This is a genomic window from Humibacter ginsengiterrae, from assembly GCF_054780115.1.
On record NZ_BAAGWY010000010.1, the window covers coordinates 51,193 to 70,194 of the forward strand.

17 protein-coding genes are annotated in these 19,002 nt (G+C 68.1%); 3 read left to right on the forward strand and 14 right to left on the reverse strand.

The window, feature by feature from the left end:
• Position 1 precedes the first annotated feature (1 nt).
• From ACYVII_RS12620 to ACYVII_RS12670, 11 genes are all read right to left on the reverse strand, one after another.
• On the reverse strand, positions 2-415 hold the full coding sequence (locus ACYVII_RS12620) for a YciI family protein (protein ID WP_460535536.1): 414 nt from the start codon (positions 413-415) through the stop codon (positions 2-4).
• 176 nt (positions 416-591) lie between these two features.
• A complete protein-coding gene (locus tag ACYVII_RS12625) occupies positions 592-2,049 on the reverse strand; it encodes an MATE family efflux transporter (RefSeq protein WP_460535538.1) in 1,458 nt (485 codons plus the stop codon).
• A gap of 139 nt (positions 2,050-2,188) precedes the next feature.
• Entirely contained in the window at positions 2,189-2,632 is a 444-nt protein-coding gene (locus tag ACYVII_RS12630) for a MarR family winged helix-turn-helix transcriptional regulator (protein ID WP_460535540.1), read from the reverse strand.
• 85 nt (positions 2,633-2,717) lie between these two features.
• Positions 2,718-6,170 (reverse strand): DEAD/DEAH box helicase, encoded by a 3,453-nt coding sequence (locus ACYVII_RS12635; protein ID WP_460535543.1) that lies wholly within the window; start codon positions 6,168-6,170, stop codon positions 2,718-2,720.
• A gap of 32 nt (positions 6,171-6,202) precedes the next feature.
• Positions 6,203-6,658, reverse strand: coding sequence for a MarR family winged helix-turn-helix transcriptional regulator (locus tag ACYVII_RS12640; RefSeq protein WP_460535545.1), 456 nt, complete (start codon positions 6,656-6,658; stop codon positions 6,203-6,205).
• Complete coding sequence (locus tag ACYVII_RS12645; RefSeq protein ID WP_460535547.1) at positions 6,651-7,106, reverse strand: SRPBCC family protein; 456 nt, start codon at positions 7,104-7,106, stop codon at positions 6,651-6,653. Before ACYVII_RS12645 ends, ACYVII_RS12640 begins: the two co-directional genes overlap by 8 nt.
• A gap of 102 nt (positions 7,107-7,208) precedes the next feature.
• Positions 7,209-7,916, reverse strand: a complete 708-nt coding sequence (locus ACYVII_RS12650; protein ID WP_460535550.1) for a purine-nucleoside phosphorylase — start codon at positions 7,914-7,916, stop codon at positions 7,209-7,211.
• 137 nt (positions 7,917-8,053) lie between these two features.
• Entirely contained in the window at positions 8,054-8,749 is a 696-nt protein-coding gene (locus ACYVII_RS12655) for an NAD(P)H-hydrate epimerase (protein WP_460535552.1), read from the reverse strand.
• A gap of 166 nt (positions 8,750-8,915) precedes the next feature.
• The gene (locus tag ACYVII_RS12660) at positions 8,916-10,061 is read right to left on the reverse strand and encodes a class I SAM-dependent methyltransferase (RefSeq protein WP_460535554.1); all 1,146 of its coding nucleotides are present in this window, start codon (positions 10,059-10,061) and stop codon (positions 8,916-8,918) included.
• Positions 10,062-10,269: 208 nt separating this feature from the next.
• Positions 10,270-11,655: an LLM class flavin-dependent oxidoreductase gene (locus ACYVII_RS12665; RefSeq protein ID WP_460535557.1), complete on the reverse strand. Its 1,386-nt coding sequence runs from the start codon at positions 11,653-11,655 to the stop codon at positions 10,270-10,272.
• A gap of 104 nt (positions 11,656-11,759) precedes the next feature.
• Positions 11,760-12,122: a hypothetical protein gene (locus ACYVII_RS12670; RefSeq protein WP_460535560.1), complete on the reverse strand. Its 363-nt coding sequence runs from the start codon at positions 12,120-12,122 to the stop codon at positions 11,760-11,762.
• 395 nt (positions 12,123-12,517) lie between these two features.
• On the opposite strand from ACYVII_RS12670, the gene ACYVII_RS12675 reads away from it, so the two are divergent.
• Positions 12,518-13,486 carry a patatin-like phospholipase family protein gene (locus ACYVII_RS12675; protein ID WP_460535562.1) on the forward strand — a complete coding sequence of 323 codons (969 nt, stop codon included), beginning with the start codon at positions 12,518-12,520 and terminating at the stop codon, positions 13,484-13,486.
• Between the two features lie 120 nt (positions 13,487-13,606).
• On the opposite strand, the gene ACYVII_RS12680 is transcribed toward ACYVII_RS12675, so the two are convergent.
• Positions 13,607-13,879 carry a glutaredoxin family protein gene (locus ACYVII_RS12680; RefSeq protein ID WP_460535564.1) on the reverse strand — a complete coding sequence of 91 codons (273 nt, stop codon included), beginning with the start codon at positions 13,877-13,879 and terminating at the stop codon, positions 13,607-13,609.
• 185 nt (positions 13,880-14,064) lie between these two features.
• Positions 14,065-14,523 carry a MarR family winged helix-turn-helix transcriptional regulator gene (locus ACYVII_RS12685; RefSeq protein ID WP_460535566.1) on the reverse strand — a complete coding sequence of 153 codons (459 nt, stop codon included), beginning with the start codon at positions 14,521-14,523 and terminating at the stop codon, positions 14,065-14,067.
• Between the two features lie 96 nt (positions 14,524-14,619).
• On the opposite strand from ACYVII_RS12685, the gene ACYVII_RS12690 reads away from it, so the two are divergent.
• Together ACYVII_RS12690 and ACYVII_RS12695 are read left to right on the forward strand one after the other, a co-directional pair.
• Positions 14,620-15,024, forward strand: coding sequence for a hypothetical protein (locus ACYVII_RS12690; protein WP_460535568.1), 405 nt, complete (start codon positions 14,620-14,622; stop codon positions 15,022-15,024).
• Positions 15,021-16,619, forward strand: a complete 1,599-nt coding sequence (locus tag ACYVII_RS12695) for a multicopper oxidase family protein (RefSeq protein ID WP_460535570.1) — start codon at positions 15,021-15,023, stop codon at positions 16,617-16,619. The genes ACYVII_RS12690 and ACYVII_RS12695 overlap by 4 nt, the downstream gene beginning before the upstream one ends.
• A gap of 163 nt (positions 16,620-16,782) precedes the next feature.
• On the opposite strand, the gene ACYVII_RS12700 is transcribed toward ACYVII_RS12695, so the two are convergent.
• Positions 16,783-18,951, reverse strand: a complete 2,169-nt coding sequence (locus ACYVII_RS12700) for an RICIN domain-containing protein (RefSeq protein ID WP_460535572.1) — start codon at positions 18,949-18,951, stop codon at positions 16,783-16,785.
• Between the last annotated feature and the right edge of the window lie 51 nt (positions 18,952-19,002).

Below are 19,002 nucleotides of genomic sequence, written 5' to 3' on the forward strand. Positions count from 1 at the left end.
GTCAGCTCCGCATGGCGACCGGCCGCACCTCGACGCCGCCGTTCACGACAGGAACCTCCTTCGCCAGAGCGATCGCCTCGTCGAGGTCGGCGACGTCGACGATCCAGTAACCGCCGAGCACCTCCTTGCTCTCGACGAAGACGCCGTCGGTGACGGTGACGGCACCCGAGGAGTCGCGGCGCACCGAGGTTGCCGTGTCGCGTCCGGTCAGGCCCGCGCCGCTGAGCAGGCGGTCGGCGTTGCGCTGCATGAATTCCTGGAACGGCGAGCTCACGTCCGCACCGACGTCGCTCGGCATCTGGGACTCGTCGGTGTGCACCAGCAGAATGTATTCGGCCATGGCCTCATCCTTGTCTTCTCGCGTGATCCGCGACAGGGCATCCGTCGCGGTCGCCCGGGATCCGGGCTCATTCATACCGACGCGGACCTTCCCGCGAAATCGACAGCATCCGTCGATCTCGGCGCGGCATCCCGTCGATCTCGATGCACCGTCCCTTATCGCGAACTGAGCCGTTCAAGTCGCGAAGATGGCCCTTATCGAGGCGTCATAAGGGCCATCTTCGCGACGTGAACTGGGGTGGGACCGAGTCGTCAGGCCTCGGCCGCCTCCAGCACCTGCTCGGCACGCTCGGGACTGCCCTCGCCGAGGCCGCGGACGATGGCGCGGCGGGGGGCCAGCCACAGCACGATCCCGACCGCGAGCACGATGATCTCGGTCACCGTGAGCGCCCAGATGATGCCGGTCAGGCCGAACCAGAGGTTCGCGAGGATCACGATCGGAATGAACAGCACACCCTGCGCCATCGAGATGACGATCGCGGCCGTCGAGCGAGCCGTCGCCTGGAACAGCGACGTGAGCAGCCCGGTGAAGCCGTTGCCGATCATCGCCACGAGTTGCGCGGTGAGGATCGTCACGCCGATCGCGAGCAGCGAGTGGTCGGAGGAGAAGATCGAGAACACCTGATCGCGGAACAGGAACACGACCGAGGCGAAGACCACGGCGATGCCGCCGATTGCGACAGCGGATGCCCGCACCGCGGACGACAGGCGGCTCCGGTCGCCCTTGCCGTAGGAGTACGCCAGCAGCGGGAGCACACCGATCGTGATGCCCATGATGAGGAATTCGGGCACCTGGGCGATGCGCACCGCGACACCCATCGCCGCCAGGGGCCCGTCCCCGTACGCCACGGCAAGGTTGTTGAGCACGAGGCTCGTGACGATGAGGAATCCGCTCTGCAGCAGCTCCCCCATCCCGACGCCGAAGACCGGCTTCAGCACGCTCGCCCGCAGCGTGAACCACCGGGGTGCCAGGCTGACGTGCTCGCTGTTCCGCTGCAGCCAGGCGGCGTAGTAGGCGACGCTGACCAGGTTCGAGAGCCCGATCGCCAGCGCGGCGCCCGCGACGCCCCAGTGAAGCACCAGGATGAACAGCACGTCGAACACGAGGTTGGCGATCGTCGAGGCGATGAGGCCGATCATCGACTGCCGCGCCGCGCCCTCGGCGCGTACGAGCTGCTCCAGGCAGAAGCCTGCAGCGAGCACGGGCACGAACGCGAGCATGACGGCGACGTAGGCGCTCGTCGCGGGCGCGGCGGCGGCATCCGCTCCGAGAAGTCCCACGAGCGGATGCAGCAGAAGCAGTCCGATGCCGCCGAGCACGGCGCCGGTGATGACGGATGCCCACACCGCGAACGAGGAGACGTGCTTGATCTCGTTTGCTTGCGCGGCATCGTTCTCCGCAGCACCGAGGAGCCGGGAGATGAGGGCGCCGCCGCCGACGCCGAACACGCCGCCGACGGCCATGACGAGACCGAGCAGCGGGGTGCCGAACGTGATCGCGGCCAGAAGCGTGGAGTCGTGCAGCGAGCCGATGAATCCGGCGCTGATGACGTTGTAGACGGCGCCGACGACCATCGCGGCGGCCATGGGTACGCAGAGGTGCACGAGGGCGCGCACGATCGGCGCGGCGGAGAGGTACCAGCGGTCGGTATGCGGTGTCGCCGCACCTGTGGCGGTGTTCTCGGCAGTGGGGAGGTTCGTGGTGCTCATGATCGTGCTCCTTTCGGGCATGACGAGATGGCGCCGTCGCACCGAGGTGCGCCGGGCACGGAGAAGTGGATTCAGGCATCCGCGGGCGGCATGTGGCCCGACGGATACGTGATTTCAGGGAGTCGGTTCGGGAAGGTCGTCAGCGAGTGGGTGCGGGAAGCGCGGCCGTGACCTTGGTCAGCAGCGCTTCGAGCTGTTTTCGCTCGGCGGCTGTGAGTGGCGCCAGAATGACCTCGTCTGCCGCGACCATCGCCTCTTCGAATCCGGAGACCAGTTCGGCGCCGGCCGGCGTGGCGTAGATGCGCTTGCTGCGGTCGTCCCCGGCCTCCGAGCGTCGTTCAATGAGCTCACGGCGTTCGAGTCCCTGCAGAAGACTCGACACACTCGCGGCGCTGGTGCGCGTCACCTTGGCGATCTCGCGCTGGATCGGTCCAGGCTGGTCCACGAGGTAGCCGAGCACGAACCCCTGCTCGAAGCTGAGCCCGCGCTCGCGCACCCAGTGTTCCGCGGCCTTGCGCTGCGCCCAGCCGATCTGACGCAGCAGCTGGAGACCGGTCGCCTCTCGAGGCGCGCGTTCGCTCATGTTCGATACTCTAATAGTTAGATCCCTAACTGTCAACTGGTCGAACCGTGTCGGTCGCATCCGCGCCGGCTGACGGCCGCATCCCTCACTCCAGGAGGGCCCGGATGTCGTCGGCCGACAACGCGGACGAGAACGCGCCGTCGTCGTCGAGCACGGCGTCGAAGAGCTCACCCTTCTTGCGGGCCAGCCGCATCACCTTCTCCTCGATCGTGTCGGAGGCCACCATGCGGTACACCATCACCTGCTTCGTCTGCCCGATGCGGTGCGTGCGGTCGATGGCCTGCGCCTCGGCGGCGGGGTTCCACCACGGGTCGAGCAGGAACACGTAGTCCGCCTCGGTGAGCGTGAGACCGAATCCGCCCGCTTTCAGGCTGATCAGGAACACCGGGTCGTCGCCCTCGCGGAATCCGCGGATCACATCCGCCCGCCGCCTCGTCGACCCGTCGAGATACGAGTGACGGATGCCCGCCGCATCCAGTCGCGCCGCCACCTTCGCGAGATACGACGTGAACTGGCTGAACACCAGCGCTCGGTGCCCTTCGGCGAGCACGTCGCTCAGCTGATCGAGCAGCGCGTCGAGCTTTGTGGAGGGCACGCCCTCGTTCGCGGGATCGATGAGCGAGGCATCCACCGCAAGCATGCGCAGTAGGGTGATCGAGCGGTACACGATGAAGCGCTGACGGTTCAGGTCGTCGAGCAGCCCGAGCACCTTCTGCCGTTCGCGCTGCAGCCACGTGTCGTACAGTGCCCGGTGCTTCGGGGCGAGCGGGATGCTCAGCACCTGCTCCTGCTTCTCGGGCAGCTCGGGCGCCACGACGTCTTTGGTGCGCCGCAGCATGAGCGGACGGATGCGCCGCCGCAGCCGCTCCAGACGCGCGCGGCCGTGTGCCTCGTCGGTTCCGTGCACCGGGCTCGCGGCAGCAGCGATCGGCTTCACGTACTCCTCGACGAACCGGCGGCGCGACGGGAACAGCCCGGGCGCCACGATCTGGAACATCGCCCACAGCTCGAGCAGGTTGTTCTCCAGAGGCGTTCCGGTGACGGCAAGGCGGAACGGGGCATCCAGCTCCGTGGCGAGCCGATGGGTCTGCGACGCGTGGTTCTTCACGAACTGGGCCTCATCGAGCACGAGACCCGCCCACTTCTGCGCGGTGAACTCGTCGTGATCCAGGCGGAACACGGTGTACGTCGTGAGCACGATGCCTGCGCCGGCGATCGCATCCTGCAGCGAGGTGTGCTCCTTGCGCCGTGTCGCGGTGACGGATGCCACACGCAGCCCGGGCGTGAACCTCGCCGCCTCACTCGCCCAGTTCGCGACCACCGACGCGGGCGCCACCACGAGGAAGGGCGCATCCGCACCCTCCTCGTGAGCCCTCTGGATCAACGCCAGCGTCTGCAGCGTCTTGCCCAGTCCCATGTCGTCGGCGAGCACTCCGCCGAGGCCGTGCTCCCGGAGGAACACGAGCCAGTCATACCCCGCACGCTGGTACGGACGCAGTTCGGCGTTCAGCCCGGCCGGCAGGGGAGCGCGGTGCACCACCGGCTCGGACTCCGCGCCGCTCGAAGACGCATCGGTGTCGGCACCCGCGGCGCCGGCAGGTGTTGCCAGCAGCCCGACCACCGTCGTCCGCCACTCGACCGCGGGCTGCGACTGGTCGGCGAGGTCTTCGAAGTCCTCCCAGAGCGACGCCTGGTAGCGGCTGATGCGCGGTCCGGTCTCCCACTCCGCGAGTCCTTCCGCCTCGACCAGGAGGTCTTTGAGCCGATCGAAGACGGGCTGGTTCAGCGAGAGGTAGCTGTGGTCGACGAGCAGCAGCTTTTTCTTGCCCGTGGCCAGCGCACGGAACAACGGCAGGAACGGGATCTGCCTGCCCTGCACGGTGACGAGCACGCCGAGGTCGAACCAGTCGCGCTGGTCGGTGGGCACGGTCGTCACCGTCAGCTCGGGCCGGTCCGTCAGCTCCCGGTAGTCGACGCGGTCGCCCACGATGTCGACGCGAAGACCCGGATCGGATAGGTGCTCGGCGTTCGGCGGGTCGTCCGCTGCAGTCGACGCGTCCGGCCCGGTGGCCGACGAATCCGGTGCCGCGCCAGACGCCAGCGTCTCGAGCGCCGGAAGCACGTGGGCCACCCACTCTGCGGCGTCCACGCCCGACATCGTGCGGTCGTCGAGCAGTCGGCCGTCCACGACAGCGATGGGAGCCGCCTCCGTCACCGCCGCGAGCACCCCGGCCTCCGCATCGAGGTCGCGCCGGCCGCGATCGGACGCCCCGGCAGCCACCCCGAATCGGGTCACCTCGCCGCCGAACCGGTACTCCCACGACCAGCCGAGGGACACGGTCTGCCTCGCGCGGAACTCGACGGTGAGCACGAGCATCGGCGGGCTGAGCTCGGGGAGCCGGATGCCCGCATCCGCTGCGCGCACCTCCACAGACCGCGCCAGTTGCGGATACGCCTCGCGCTCGAACTCCGCCACTTCGTCCGCCGGCACCTGGATCGCGCCGCGACGAAGCGCGGAGAGTACGGCGCCGGAGATCGGACGGTCCGTCGGCGCGAGCGTGACCACGGGGCCGGCCTCGACGCCGGCATCGGGTGACGGCCACTCCAGCACCGTGACGCCGTGGTCGCCGATTGCACGCACGGCAGATGGCTCCACTGCGGAGCCATCGACGAGGATGCGCGGCACGAGCGCCAGCCCGCCGTCGTGTTCTGCTGCATCGACCACGACGTGCGCCCGTTCGGCGAGCACCACCGAGCCGTTCTTGTTGCCGGCGACGACCGGGATGCCGCGCTCGCGGGCATCCGCTAACAAGCGCCAGAGGAGGGGGCTGGAGAACTCGGCGAGGTCGAGCCTGCCGTTCTCGACCTGGAAGTAGCGGCCGGGCGCGGCGCGCGCGAGCGTCTCGAACTCGAGGAACCAGCGCACCTGCGCCGGGTCGTATCCGAGCTCGTGGGTGCGGTACTGCAGCGATCCCCAGTTCAGTTTCGCCCCGACCCAGCCTCGTTTGCCCGGCGCGCCGATGCGCACGGTGATCTCGATGCGTCCGGCGGATTCGCGAGACGCCGCGTGGGCGGTCTGGGTGACGCGATTCCAGCGTCCGCCTGTGCGTTTCTGAATGCGTTCGCGCACCTCGACGATGAGCGCGAGCGGCGTGAATTCGCGGGGCGGCTCCGCGGCCAAAGTACGCACGGCCGAACGCCAGCCGGGGCCGTCGTCGGGTGTCGAGGCATCCGCCAGCAACTGGCTCTCGCGTGCGGCGAGCATCGCTGCGGCGACGTGCTTGCAGCGCGTCGTGACGGGGCACGAGCATCCGCTGGCCGTGGGCCGGTAGCGCGCACCGGATGCCGGCACCAGCGTCACCCAGGTGCCGTACGGCTCCGGCTCGGATCCGGCGACTGTCGCCTCGAGGATGCCCAGCTTCCAGCGGAGTTCGAGCACGGCAGTGCTCGCGTACGGCTCCGCACGAGCGAAGGATGCCTCGCCGACGTAGCTGCGGATGACGCTCGGCTCGACGATCGGGAACGCGGAGCCGGACACCGGAGCATCCTCTCACGCCCGTGCGACGGCGGTCAGCCGTCTGTGAGCGCCCGCAGCACCGAGACGACGCGCTCGGTCTCGACGCCCGCGAAGAACGCTGCGTCGGCATCCTCAACGACGGCAACCGCCTTCACTGCCAGCTCCTCGCCCGCAGGCGTCACCCGGATCGTCTTGGCCCGGCTGTCGTTCGGGTCGGGTGCTCGCGTGAGCAGACCCTTCGCCTCCAGCCGGCCGAAAACCTCCGACGCAGTCTTCACCTCGACGCCGGCCTGTGCGGCCACGCGCACCTGGTTCGGCGTCTCGCCCGCTCGGCTCAACCACCACGCGCACGCGAGCAGCACGAACTGCGGGTGCGTGAGCCCGAGCGGTGCGAGAGCGGATGCCATCGCTCGCTGCCACGCGCCGGTCACGCGCCAGAGCAGGAACCCGGGGCTCTCCGCCGGGCCACCTGCGAAGCGGGTGCCGGTCGCGGGAGCGCTGTCAGGCATCTGTCTGCTCGGTCTCGTCTTCGGGGTCATACTCGCCGACGGCCGCGGCCTCGAACAGGCGCTGCATCGACTCGGGGAAGTCGCCGGAGATCTGCGGGCCGAGTTCGGGCCCGACCTCATCGGCGGACGGCCCGTCGATCTCGAGCCTGTGCGTCACGTTCGTTCCCTCGCCGTCCGGAACGAGCGTGTGCCGGAACCGCAGGACGAGGTCGTCGAATACCGTCTCGTCGGCGTAGGTCGAGCCATCCACGAGATCCACGATGGTCGAGTCGAACGTCTCCTGCCCCTCCGGGGTGACGGAGACGCGGGTGCCGACGGCGAAAGGTCCGTGCAGGACGAACTCGTCGCATCCCTCGTACGTCAGTCGCCCCTCGTGCAGGGCGCGCAACGCGGCCCAGACCTCAGCAGCCGATAGCGACGTGTGTGCCGTGTACTCCGTGCTCCACATGGTGACTCCCCTTGCTCGATGACTTCACCGATCACCCGTACTTGGATAACCCGTGGCCAGATTATCTGTACACGGACGATTCCACAAGGGGCACCTCCTCGCTCAGGAGAACAGCGCCTCGATCGCGACATCCACCATCGGCGCGTATCGCGTCTCGCGGTCGGCCGAGCTGAGCTCTTCTCCCCGCAGGATGTGATCGCTGACGGTCAGCACCGTGAGCGCCTCCCGCCTTTCCAATGCGGCGATCGCGTACAGTCCGGCGGACTCCATCTCGATACCCAGCGTTCCGCGGGCGGCGAGCGCCGCAACCTTCTCCGGCGAGCTGCCGTAGAACGTATCGGAGCTCAGCACGGCGCCAACGCGGTGCGGGAGATCACGGGAGCGAGCTGCCTGCACGGCGGCCTCGAGCATCCCATAAGCGGGAGCGTGGCTGAGACTGACGCCCGGAATCTGCAGGCCCGGCAGTGCCGAGTCGGTGTGCGCCGAGGAGGCGATCACCAGTTCGCCGAGTGCCTGCCCCTCGGCCAGGCCGCCGGTCGTGCCGACGCGCACGATGCGCTGCACGTCGTAGAAGCGGAACAGCTCGGTGGCGTAGATGCTCATCGACGGGATGCCCATGCCCGAAGCGAGCACGGTGACAGCACGCCCGCGGATGCTGCCAGTCCAGCCCTCGATCGAGCGCACGTCGGTGACGAGGCGCGGCCCGTCGAAGAACTCCTTCGCGATGCGACGGCCGCGACGCGGGTCGCCGGGCATCAGCACGAGCGGCGCGATCTCGCCGGATGCGGCTGCTATGTGCGGTGTGGGCATGTCGTCTCCTCAGCTTCTGCGTTGGGCTCGGTTCCGGCTTTGCGGCGGCGCCTGCGGCGAGCCACCCCGCTAATGCCGAGCCACCCGCCTATTCGCGCACATTCGGGGGTGGCTGGGCAACATCCGGGTGGTTCGTCTCACGGGATGACCACCAGCGGCTCGACGGCCTCGAGGTCGGGGCCCAGGCCGATGTCGACGAGCACGAGGCGACCGGCGTACGACGATGCGGGCTGGCGCAGCAGGCCCGCCTTGTGTGCGCCGAACGTGGCCGTGGCATCCGCACGCAGCACGACGCCGTCCGGCACGGCGCCGGTATCGGGATCGACGCCGCTCGGCAGGTCCACCGCGACGACACGGTGGCCCGGCGCCGACGCCAGCGGCTGCAGCGCGGCGACCACCTCGCGCGCGATGCCGCGGAGCGCCGGGCTGCGGTACGCGCCCGTGCCGAGGATCCCGTCCACGATGACATGCGCGCCGGCCGCGGCATCCAGCACTGCGACAACGGCGCCGTCGCCAGGATCGGCCGTACGTGCACCGGCCCTCAGCGCGGCGTCCAGCCCGGCCTCGTGCGTTCGCGAGCCGAGTTCGGCGACGAGCACACGGCATCCGGATGCCGCCAGCTCGGCCCCGGCGAACAGCGCGTCGCCGCCGTTGTTGCCCGAGCCCACGAGCAGCAGAACGTTCGCCTCGGCCGGCGGAACGCCGAGCGTGGCGAGTTCGTCGCGCGTCACCGCGGCCAGCCCCGCCGCCGCGATCGCCATGAGCGGTTCGCCCGCCGCCAGATGCGGCGCCTCGGCCGCGCGGATCTGCTCGGCGGAATATCCCCGGATCACGTCAGCGACGATACGCGCGGGTCGGCCCGACGGTGAGGTTCTCCGCCCGTTCGGGTTCATGACTCAGGAGTCGAATGGTCCGCAGCGCGGCGAGTCACGTGCATGGGCTCCCGCCGTTGCGCGAACGTCCTGAGCTATGGACAGGGAGGCGGCGCTGACGGCGCGTTCACGCGCGCGTCGACGCCGTGATCGTGAACTTGCGGTTGCGGTCCACCTGCCGCGTCGGGCCCACGAGCTTGCGCAGCGCCGAGCGGTAGTCCAGGTGCGAGTTGTAGACGGTCCAGAGCTCGCCGCCGGGGGCGAGGATGCGCGCGGCGGCGGCCACGAGCATCCGTCCGACCCTTAGATCGAGTGCTGCGCCGTTGTGGAACGGCGGATTCAGCAGCACCAGGTCCGCCCAACCATCGGGGATGCCTTCCCCTGCATCTTCGCGCCGCACCTCGACCCGGTCGCCGACGCCGTTCGCCTCGGCGGTGGCCCGAGCGGATGCTACGGCCACGGCGGACTGGTCGCTCGCGATGACGCGCACGTCGGCGCGCCGCAACGCGAGCGTGGTCGCCAGCGACCCGGTTCCGCACGCGAGGTCGACGGCTGATGCGGCGCCAGGGACGGCCTCGTCGAGGTGCTCGAACAGGAAACGGGTCCCGATATCGATGCGCGTTCCGGCGAACGCGCCGCCGTGTGCGCAGACCCACAGCCCCGGCGCGATGTCGGCGTGGAACTCGCGGCGCGGCCACTCGGCCGCGGTGTTCGGCGCTGGCCGGGGCCTGGTGATCGTGAGCACCCTGGCCTTCTGCCGTCCGAGACCGACGTCGATGCGACTGAAGCGCCGGGCGAGCACGTCGTTCATCGCGGGCGTGAGGTGCTTCTGCATCCCGCCGGCGAAGACCGTGACACCCGGGTCGGCGTGGGCCGCGAGCATCCCGGCCACCTCGTCGAGCTCGTCGAGACTCTTCGGCAGACGCAGCAGCACCGCTCGTACACCGCGGGCCAGCTCGGGGTCGAGATCGCAGGCCTTGTAACAGCGCTGGAGGCCGAGCTGTTCGGCGTTCGCGGCGAGCGCGCGTTCGGAGACGAGCGCATCCTGGTGCACCCGGATGCGCCCACCCGCGGCACCGCTCATCCGGTCGGCAGCGGCGAGCGTGAGCGCGCCGTACGTGTCGCCGACGACAACAACCTCGTCAGGCTGCACCTCGCCGAGCGCCGATGCCGCGGTGTCGAGGATCAGGCGATCCGCGGCATCCGAGGCAAACAGGTTGTCGGCCTCGGTGTCGGGCCAGCGGCGCAGCCGCCCCCACTCGAACTCGGCCATCCACTCAGCGTAGGGGGCGGCCGAGTTCATAACTCCTGCAATCTCGTCGGTGCGCACCGGCCCTTCCCGGCAAGTACGGCTCGACCGCCCGTCCGCGAGCGAACTTGCAGGAGTTATGAACGGGCGGGGCGCCGCCGAGCGGATCGTGCGATGCGCGGGCGAGACCGGTTTCGTCGCTCCCGCGCTGGTCGGGCCGGTTGGATGCGCGTCAGGCGGTGCGCTCGAAGGCGCCCACCCGGTACTTCGCGGCGCGGTGGTCGTCGGGCACCCGGTCGCCCGCGCCGTGCAGCTTGTTGCGCAGCGTGCCCTCGTCGTACTCGGTCGGGTACGCGCCACGCTCCTGCAGCACGGGGATGACGTGCTCCACGACGTCTTCGAACGTGCCGGGGGTCACGACGTAGGCGAGGTTGAAACCGTCGACGTCGGTTTCCTCGACCCAGTCCTGCAGCAGGTCGGCGATCGTCTCACCGGAGCCGACGACGAACGGCCCGAGGCCCCCGATGGCGCTGTGCCTGGCGATGTCGCCGACGGTCCACTCGCGGCCGTCTTCGTTGTTCTCCTGGAAGCTCGCCACCACGGACTGGATCGCGTTCGACTTCACGTTGCCGATCGGCTCGTCGAGCGCGTACTGCGACAGATCGATGCCCATCCAGCCCGACATGAAGACGAGCGCGCCCTCCTCGCTGGCGTAGCTCAGGTACTCCTCGTACTTCGCCTGCGCCTTATCGTCCGTCTCATCGGTGATGACGGTGAGCAGGGTGTAGATCTTCGCGGCGTACCGGTCACGACCGGCAGCCTCGAGGGCATCCCGGATCTTCTTCACGGTGGATGCGACGACCTGCTTGGTCGGCCCCGCGATGAAGATCGCCTCTGCGTTCTCCGCGGCGAAGCGAACGCCACGCGACGACGCCCCGGCCTGGTAGATGACGGGCGTGCGCTGCGGCGACGGCTCGGCGATGTGGATGCCGGGCACGGTGAAGTGCTTGCCCTTGTGCCCGATCTCGTGCACCTTCGCGGGATCCGTGAATATGCCGTTCTCGGCATCCTTCACGACGGCGTCGTCTTCCCACGAGCCTTCCCACAGTTTGTAGAGCACCTCGAGGTACTCGTCGGCGTGGTCGTAGCGGTCGTCGTGCTCGGCCTGGTCGTCGTGCCCCATGTTGCGGGCGGCAGAGGGCAGGTAGCCGGTGACGACGTTCCAGCCGATGCGGCCCTTCGTGAGGTGGTCGAGCGTCGACATGCGACGCGCGAAGGGATACGGATGCTCGTAGGCCGTCCCCGCGGTCACCCCGAACCCGAGGTGCTCCGTCACATATGCCATCGGAGGAATGACCAGCAGCGGGTCGTTCACCGGTACCTGCGCCCCGTTGCGGATGGCCGCCTCGTTCGTTCCGCCGTACACGTCGTACGTGCCCAGCACGTCGGCGATGAAGATGCCGTCGAATCGGCCGCGCTCCAGCAGCTTTGCGAGCTCGGTCCAGTACTCGAGGTCTTTGTAGTGGTCGGCACGGTCGGTCGGATGCTTCCACAGTCCGGACGTCTGGTGCGCGACGCAGTTCATGTCGAAGGCGTTGAAACGGATCTGGCGTGGCATCCGTCCATGGTCGCCGACGCACTTGTGCGTGACGCCCGACGCCGCAACATTGCGTCACACGGCGTGAGGCGGCCACACAGACAGGCACGCGGCCGACGCATGTATCAGCGGTCGGCGAATGCGAGGTGCAGGTGCGGGAGATGTTCGCGGTCGAAGACGGCGGTGAGCAACCGATCGCCGAGATCGGCACCGACCGCGTAGACATACGGATCCGTGTCGATGCGGACGCCCGCGACGTCGTGCCCGTTCACGGTCACGACGACGGGCTGCACGTGCGACTCGCGCACGCGGCTCCCGGCCCCGGGCCGCGGAATGCCGTCCGCGCTCCGGTCGTCGGGCAGGGGGTGCTTGTTCATCAGGATGTAGTTGACGTGTTCGACAAGTTCCTCGCTCACCGACGGACGTCTACGGGAATCGGGGGAGTACCACGCCGTGCTCACGGCATCCCAGAGGAACGGATACCGCATCCGTCTCCTGTGCTCGGCGAGCCATTCGGGAAGCGCTCGGTGTGCGTCAAGGACCACGCCGGCCGAACTCGCTTCGGCGTGTCTCAGTACCTGCGCGTTCCCGGCGCAGAACTCCCAGTTTCTGTGACACGGCCGAGACTAGCGTCACAGAACACGCGACCTCCGCTGCCCCGAATCAGCATCTTCTGAGACATGCGGGTTTGAAGCGGGCCGGATCGAGGCGCGGCCGCGGCTCGATCGCGTGATACGGTTCCGGACGATCGTGGTGCAGTCGGAGGAGGTGAGACCCATGTACGAAGTAACGGCAGAGGGTGCTCCCTTCCAGCGCACGATCTTGCGACTCCGGTAGTCGCCACCGGGAGCGCCCGACAGGCACATCGCGAGAGGCGACTCCCATGAACACAACACTTTCTTCGGTCTCCGGTGCGCGCGAGCGCGCGCTCGTGCTCCACGGCGGCGGCGCCGCCGGCAACGCGTGGGAGATCGGCGTCATCGCCGGTCTCCTCGACGACGGACTGGATGCGACGGATGCCGACCTCATCGTCGGCACCTCGGCCGGCGCCACCGCCGCCGCGCAGATCACCGCGGCCGACCCTGCCGACCTGCTGGCAGACATCCTTTCCGCCGCTCGCGGGTCGCACCCGAGCTCACCCGGGCCGGGTGCGCCCGCGCCCCCGTCGAGCGCACCGGGACAGCGCACGCGCCAGCAGGCCACATCGGAGGGCGGGGCGCGTACGAGCCCGACGGTGAACCACTTGGAACGTACGAACCGCATCATCGCCGCCTCGAGCGATGCGGCCGACATGCGCCGCAGGATGGGCGCAGCCGCGCTCGAGCTCGATGCCGCGTCGGGCGGCGCGTGGTCTGCGCGATGGCGTGAGATCGTCGCCCGCCGACTGCCCAGCGACCGGTGGCCGGAACGAAGGATCCTCATCACGGCGGTCGACGCTCGTACCGGCGATGGCGTCGCGTTCGACCGCGAAAGCGGCGTCGAGCTGGTGGATGCCGTCGCGGCGAGCACGTCCAGCGGCGATCCGTACCGCATCGGCAACGACCTCTACATCGACGGCGGCTACCGGCGGAACGAGAACGCCGACCTCGCGACCGGGTACGCACGTGTACTCGTTCTCTCGCCGTTCGGCGGCCGGACGCGGCACCCGCTGGAATGGCGGATGCAGCTGGCCGCGCAGGTCGAGGAGCTGCGAGCGGCGGGCAGCCACGTCGAGACAATCCTCCCCGATGCCGCCTCACTCGAGGCGTTCGGCGACGACATGATGGATGTGTCGCGCCGCCCGGCATCCGCTCGTGCCGGCTACGAGCAGGGCAAAGCGCGGGCCGCCGAACTCTCCGGGTTCTGGCGCTGACCCCTCTCGCCGAGTCACCCAGAAAGCGTCGAGCCACCCGGAAAGCGTCGAACCACCCGCATATTCGCGACTATTTGCGGGTGGCTCGGCGATTTGCGGGTGGCTGGAGGAATCGGGGCGCTACGCCGTCAGCGCGTCGAGCTTCGCCTGCAGCTCGGGGTCGGTCGGCTCCACGAAGTGCGTGCCGTCGGGGAACACGACCACGGGAATGTTCGTGCGGCCGCTGATCGCATGCGCCTTGTCGGCCTGCTCCGGGTGCGCCTCGAGGTCGATGTACTCATAATCCGCGCCGACTCGGTCGAGCAGCGCCTTCGAGCGGCGGCAGTCGCCGCACCAGGCCGCGCCGTACATCGTGACGCGGTCGACGGGAGCTTCGGTGAGGTTCTGAGGCATGGCATCCAGATTAGGGCGGATGCCTGAACGCCGATTCGGCTCGCATGTAGCGACCTCCGGCCTGTAGGTATTCGACGCCGAGGAGGATCCAAGGACGAGCACCACTCGGGACGCCTCAGGAACGTGCGGGGCCACCTCACCGCTCGGATCAAAAGCCTGGCATGGTGCCAAATTTGGCTCTGTCCTCACCTTGGCGGGTCGTCCTCTGGCTCGTTGAGGGCGGTCGAGGGGTCCACAAATCGTTCCAGGAGTTCGGTGAGCTGTACGAGTTCGGGTTCGCTGAAGGGGTGGAAGAGGTCGCGTCCGACGGTTGCTGCCCGAGTGAGCGCATCCTGCGTGATGGTGTACCCGGCTTCGGTGAGGGTGAGGCGGTTCACGCGTCGGTCGGTTGGTGAAACTTCCCGGGAGACCAGCCCAGCGTCGACGAGGGCATCGATCGTTCGCGCCATGCTCGCCTTGTCGCTGCCCATCAGCGTGAGCAACTCCTTATGTGTGGATTCGCCGCGACGCGACAGATGCAGCAGCACACCGAAGTGCTTCCCGGTCAACGACAACGGTTCGAGCGCGATATTCAGGGCGGCGGCGGCTTTGCTGTGCGCTTGCCGCAGTAGCACCCCGAGCTTCAATCGGTCAGGCGTGGACATCGTCTTCCCATCGTCGCAGCTTGCGGGGCAGCCCTTGAGGTATTAGATTCATGTGGAACTGTTTCTGCTGAAACTATCACGGGGATTGAGGATTCGATGAGCAGTGACGCACTGGACGGGCGGTCGTCCTCGACCCGAGGGCCGGCTTGGCCACGGTGGGTGCTCCGGGTCACGAGCATGGTGGCGGCGATCATGCTGTTCGATCAGGCGATCTTCGCCGGTCAGTTCCTCTCCGGGGTGTATCCGATGCTCCACACTCACCGCGAGAATGCGACGTATGCCGGCATCAGTGTGCTCCTAGCGGCAGCTGCTGCGGTCCTCTTCCGGTGGCCGGGTCGGGGACCGTGGTGGCCGATCGTGGCATACCTGGGCCTGTTCGGGTTGGTCGCGCTTCAGATCGTGCTCGGGTTCTCCCAGGCCCTGGCGATCCACATCCCGTTGGGCGTGACGATCATTCTCGCCGCTGTCATTCTGGCCGTGCTGATGTGGACGCGGCGATGAGCGAGCTGAATCGACGGTCCTTCCTCGCCGGTGGTGTAGGCGTCGCCGGAGGCGTCGGGGCAGCGGTCCTGCTCGGTGTGGGATTGCCCTATGCGTTAGGTCCTAGCAGCGCGTCCTCCGACGGCGCGGTCCTGGTCAGCCGGCTCCGACGACCGCGACCCTTCACGCAACCGCTGCGTGTGCCGCCGGTGTTGTCGCCGACGCATTCAACGGCCGACAGCGACTACTACGCGATCACCGCCCGGCAGGCCGCGGTGTCGATCGTCCCCGGTACGACAACGAGGATCTTCGGATTCAATGGCATCTTCCCGGGCCCTACGATCATCAGTCGTCGCGACCGCACCACAACGGTGCTGCATCGTAACGAGCTGCCGATCCCGATCGTTGTTCATCTACACGGTGGGCACACACCCGTAGAGAGCGACGGCTACCCGATCGACCTGGTCTACCCGATCGACATGCGTTACCTGAACGCACACCGGATGGCGATGGGCGGGTCCATGAAGGGCATGCCGGGGATAGGATCCGACGACGCCGGAGATGTCAGCCACGGCCAGCGCGTCTATACATACCCGATGCATCAACGCGCCGCCACCCTGTGGTACCACGATCACCGCATGGGCTTCACCGGCCCGAGCGTGTGGCGCGGCCTTGCCGGGTTCCACCTCGTCCGCGACGAGGAGGAAGACGCCCTGCACCTTCCAAGCGGGCGGTACGAGTTGCCGCTGTTCCTCGCCGATCGCAGCTTCGAGGCCGACGGGTCCTTCCGTTACCCGAGCACCGACCCGACAATGGTCAACACGCCCGGGGTGACGACCTCGTTCATCGCGGGGGTGCTCGGCGACGTCATGCTCGTCAACGGCGTCCCCTGGCCCAACGCCGCAGTGGACCGTGCCAGTTATCGGTTACGGATCCTGAACGGGTGCAACGCCCGACGCCTCAAGTTGCGGCTCGACCCGCCCCCTGAGGGCGGCATCGTCCAGATCGGCACCGAAGGCGGGCTCCTGGCCGCCCCACTCGCCCACGACGATTTCGAACTCGCCGAAGCCCAGCGACTCGACGCGATCATCGATTTCAGCCAGTACCGGCCGGGAACAGAAGTCACGCTTTATAACGACTTCGGCGAAGGCGAGATGGGCCGCATCATGCGGTTCACCATCCGTCCCGACTCAGGCCACCGTTACAACGTGCCCGACCGGCTCTCCGACCTGCGGCCAGTGGATGCATCGAGAGCGGCGATCACTCGCAGCTTCCGATTCCAGGCAGGTGGCCCGGGCTGGGTCGTCAACGCGCAACCCTTCAGCCCCGACGTCGCGCTCGCACGTCCCCAACTCGGCCAACTCGAGATCTGGGAACTCTTCGCCGACTCGTACCACCCCGTGCACGCCCACCTCGACCCATTCCAGATCATCGCCCGCGGCATCACGGGTCCTGGCCCCTACGACGCCGGCTGGAAAGACACCATCGACCTCAAACCAGCCGAACAAGCACGCATCGCCGTGCAATTCAACGACTACGCCGGCCGATTCGTCTTCCACTGCCACAACCTCGAACACGAAGACATGGCAATGATGGCCAACTTCATCACCAGCTGAACCGCGGACCCTGATCGGATACCGCCCAAGCCTGGATCATCGAACTCGACTGGGCCACCCAACATGACATCCGGATCGCGGCGAATGCCTGCATCTCCCAGGCGCACACGCGCCGGGGACGCACTGGACCTGTGCATCCCCGGCGCGAGCATCCGCCGGTGACTCAGCGCGACGCGAGCGTCACGTACTGCCCGCTGTCACCCGGGGCCTGCTGGCTGAGCCGGAACCGGCCCTGCTGGAACTCCAGCGCCAGCCCGGTGTTGCGGTTCACCAGCCGGTACGTGGCAGAGCCGGCCAGCGACGTGCCATTCGTGGCCACGCGCTGCAGGTACCACTGGTCGCTTCCGCCCGTGGAGCCGAGGTTGCTCGAGGTCATCGGCTGCCCATTCGGCTGCTGTGCACCGACGGTAGCGGCGGCGCCCATCGCACGCTGAGCGACGATCCCGTCGCCCGCGATCTGCAGGTCCTCGCCGGTCGCCGGGTTCACGAGACGGAAGAATCCGCTGTTCTGGCTCGGCGAGTTCGGGTCCGCGACCGGGACGAGCTGCCACGACGACGAGCTGGTCGCCACTCCGTCACCGCCGACGAGCGACGGTCCGCCGTTGGCGTTCACCGCCTTGCCGCCGACGCGGACGATGTAGGAGCCGTCTGATTTCACGGCGTTGCCGTCGGTGTCGATCGGCACGTACTCCTTGCTCACGACCGTCTGATTGGCCGCCTCCGCCTGGTCGATGTCGACGACCTTGCCGGAGAGGTCCGAGATGGTGAGGAAGGAGCGGCCCGTGACGTTCTGGTTCGTCAGGCTGCCGTTGTCGAGCGACGTCAGGTATCCGCCGTTCGACCCGGCCGGCATGAGCCCGCCGACCTTCCACGAGTTCGGGTCGCCGAGGTCGGCGGTCTCGTACACGTTGCCGTCATAGCCGGCGATGCGGTACTCGCCCGAGTAGGCGTTGTAGCTGATCGCCGACTCGTTGTTGGCAGAGGGCAGGTAGAGGTGCTTCGAGGCGGGGTCCTCGTAGTACGCGCTGTTCGTGATGAGGTCGACGGTCTGCGAGACGCCCGTGCTTGGATCGGCCTGGGTGACGTAGATGCCGCCGGTCACCGTCTTGACGCCGTTCACCCAGACGTCATCGACCGCCTTGATCGTCATGTTCTGACCGGTCACCGGGTCGGTGTAGGTCACGGTGCGGTCGGGCGCGGACCGATCGGTCGCGTTGTTCGCGATGGTGTGCGCCAGCGTGTTGGCGGTGTACGTGTTGCCCGAGGCATCCGAGAAGACGATGAGGTGGTCGCTCTGCACCTTGGCCGCCTCGTACGACGCCGACGCGTTCGCTCCCGAGCCGGTCCACGCGATCTTGTCGGTCGCCGGGTCGTATGACACGTTGAGCCCGCCGACGGAGTTGACGTTGCCGTCGATTCCCCCGATGCCGGGCTGCGACCAGGAGCCGTTGTGCCACTTCTGCCAGGTTCCGGATGCCATGCCGCCGCTGATCGGGGCGCGCGCCATCTCGGTCCAGCTGGCCAGTGTCGACGACGCGGGCTTCTTGTAGATCTTGACGTTGTAGGTGATGTAGAAGTACCCGGACGAGTAATCGACGAAGAGCCGGCATCCAGAGTTCCCGAACGGATACGACGTACCAGGCGACGCCTTGGCGTCGATGACTTGGTCATCGTCCCAACCCGAGGTGAGGGCCGGCCCTCCGTACTGCCAGGAGGCGCCGCCATCCTTCGACGTCGCCAGCAGGATGCGGTTGTTGTGGTGCCCCGTGGAGATCTTCTGCGCGACGGTCGCGTCGGGCCCCTTCGTCTGCCACGGATCGAACTGGTACTCGTCGTTCAGCAACGCGTGCCAGGTGCCGGCCGGGTCCACCCACACTCCGATGACGTCGCAGTGGTCATCCTCCTGCGGCGACGGAATGGGATGAGCCGCATCCTTGTCGAGGTGGTAGCAGATGCTGCCGGGCGTGGTGTAGAAGGCATCCGCCACGGTCTTCTGAGTGGTGGTGCCCATGCCGGCGGTGACGGCGCCCAGGTCGGTGTTCGTGAACGTGTTCGCCCAGCCCTGCGTCGGGTCGTCGGCGTAGCCGGTGTAGCCGTTCGTCCAGTGGAACCGGCCGTCCTTGTCGACGAACGCCGAGCCGGCGATGTCCGAGAGCAGGCCGCCGTCGAGGGTTCCCGTCTGAGCGGCCGTGTACTGGGGCGGTGTGACGGCGGGGTCCGCGTAGCCTGCCGCGGGCACGGCGGCGAGCGCGGCGGTGGTGACGATGGCGAGTGGAGCGAGCACGCGGACGCGTGCCGGCACGCGTCGTCGCGGGCCGGATCTGTGAAGCATGGTGCTTTCCTTTCGTCGAACTTCGTATCGATCAGTTGCATTCGGGCTTCG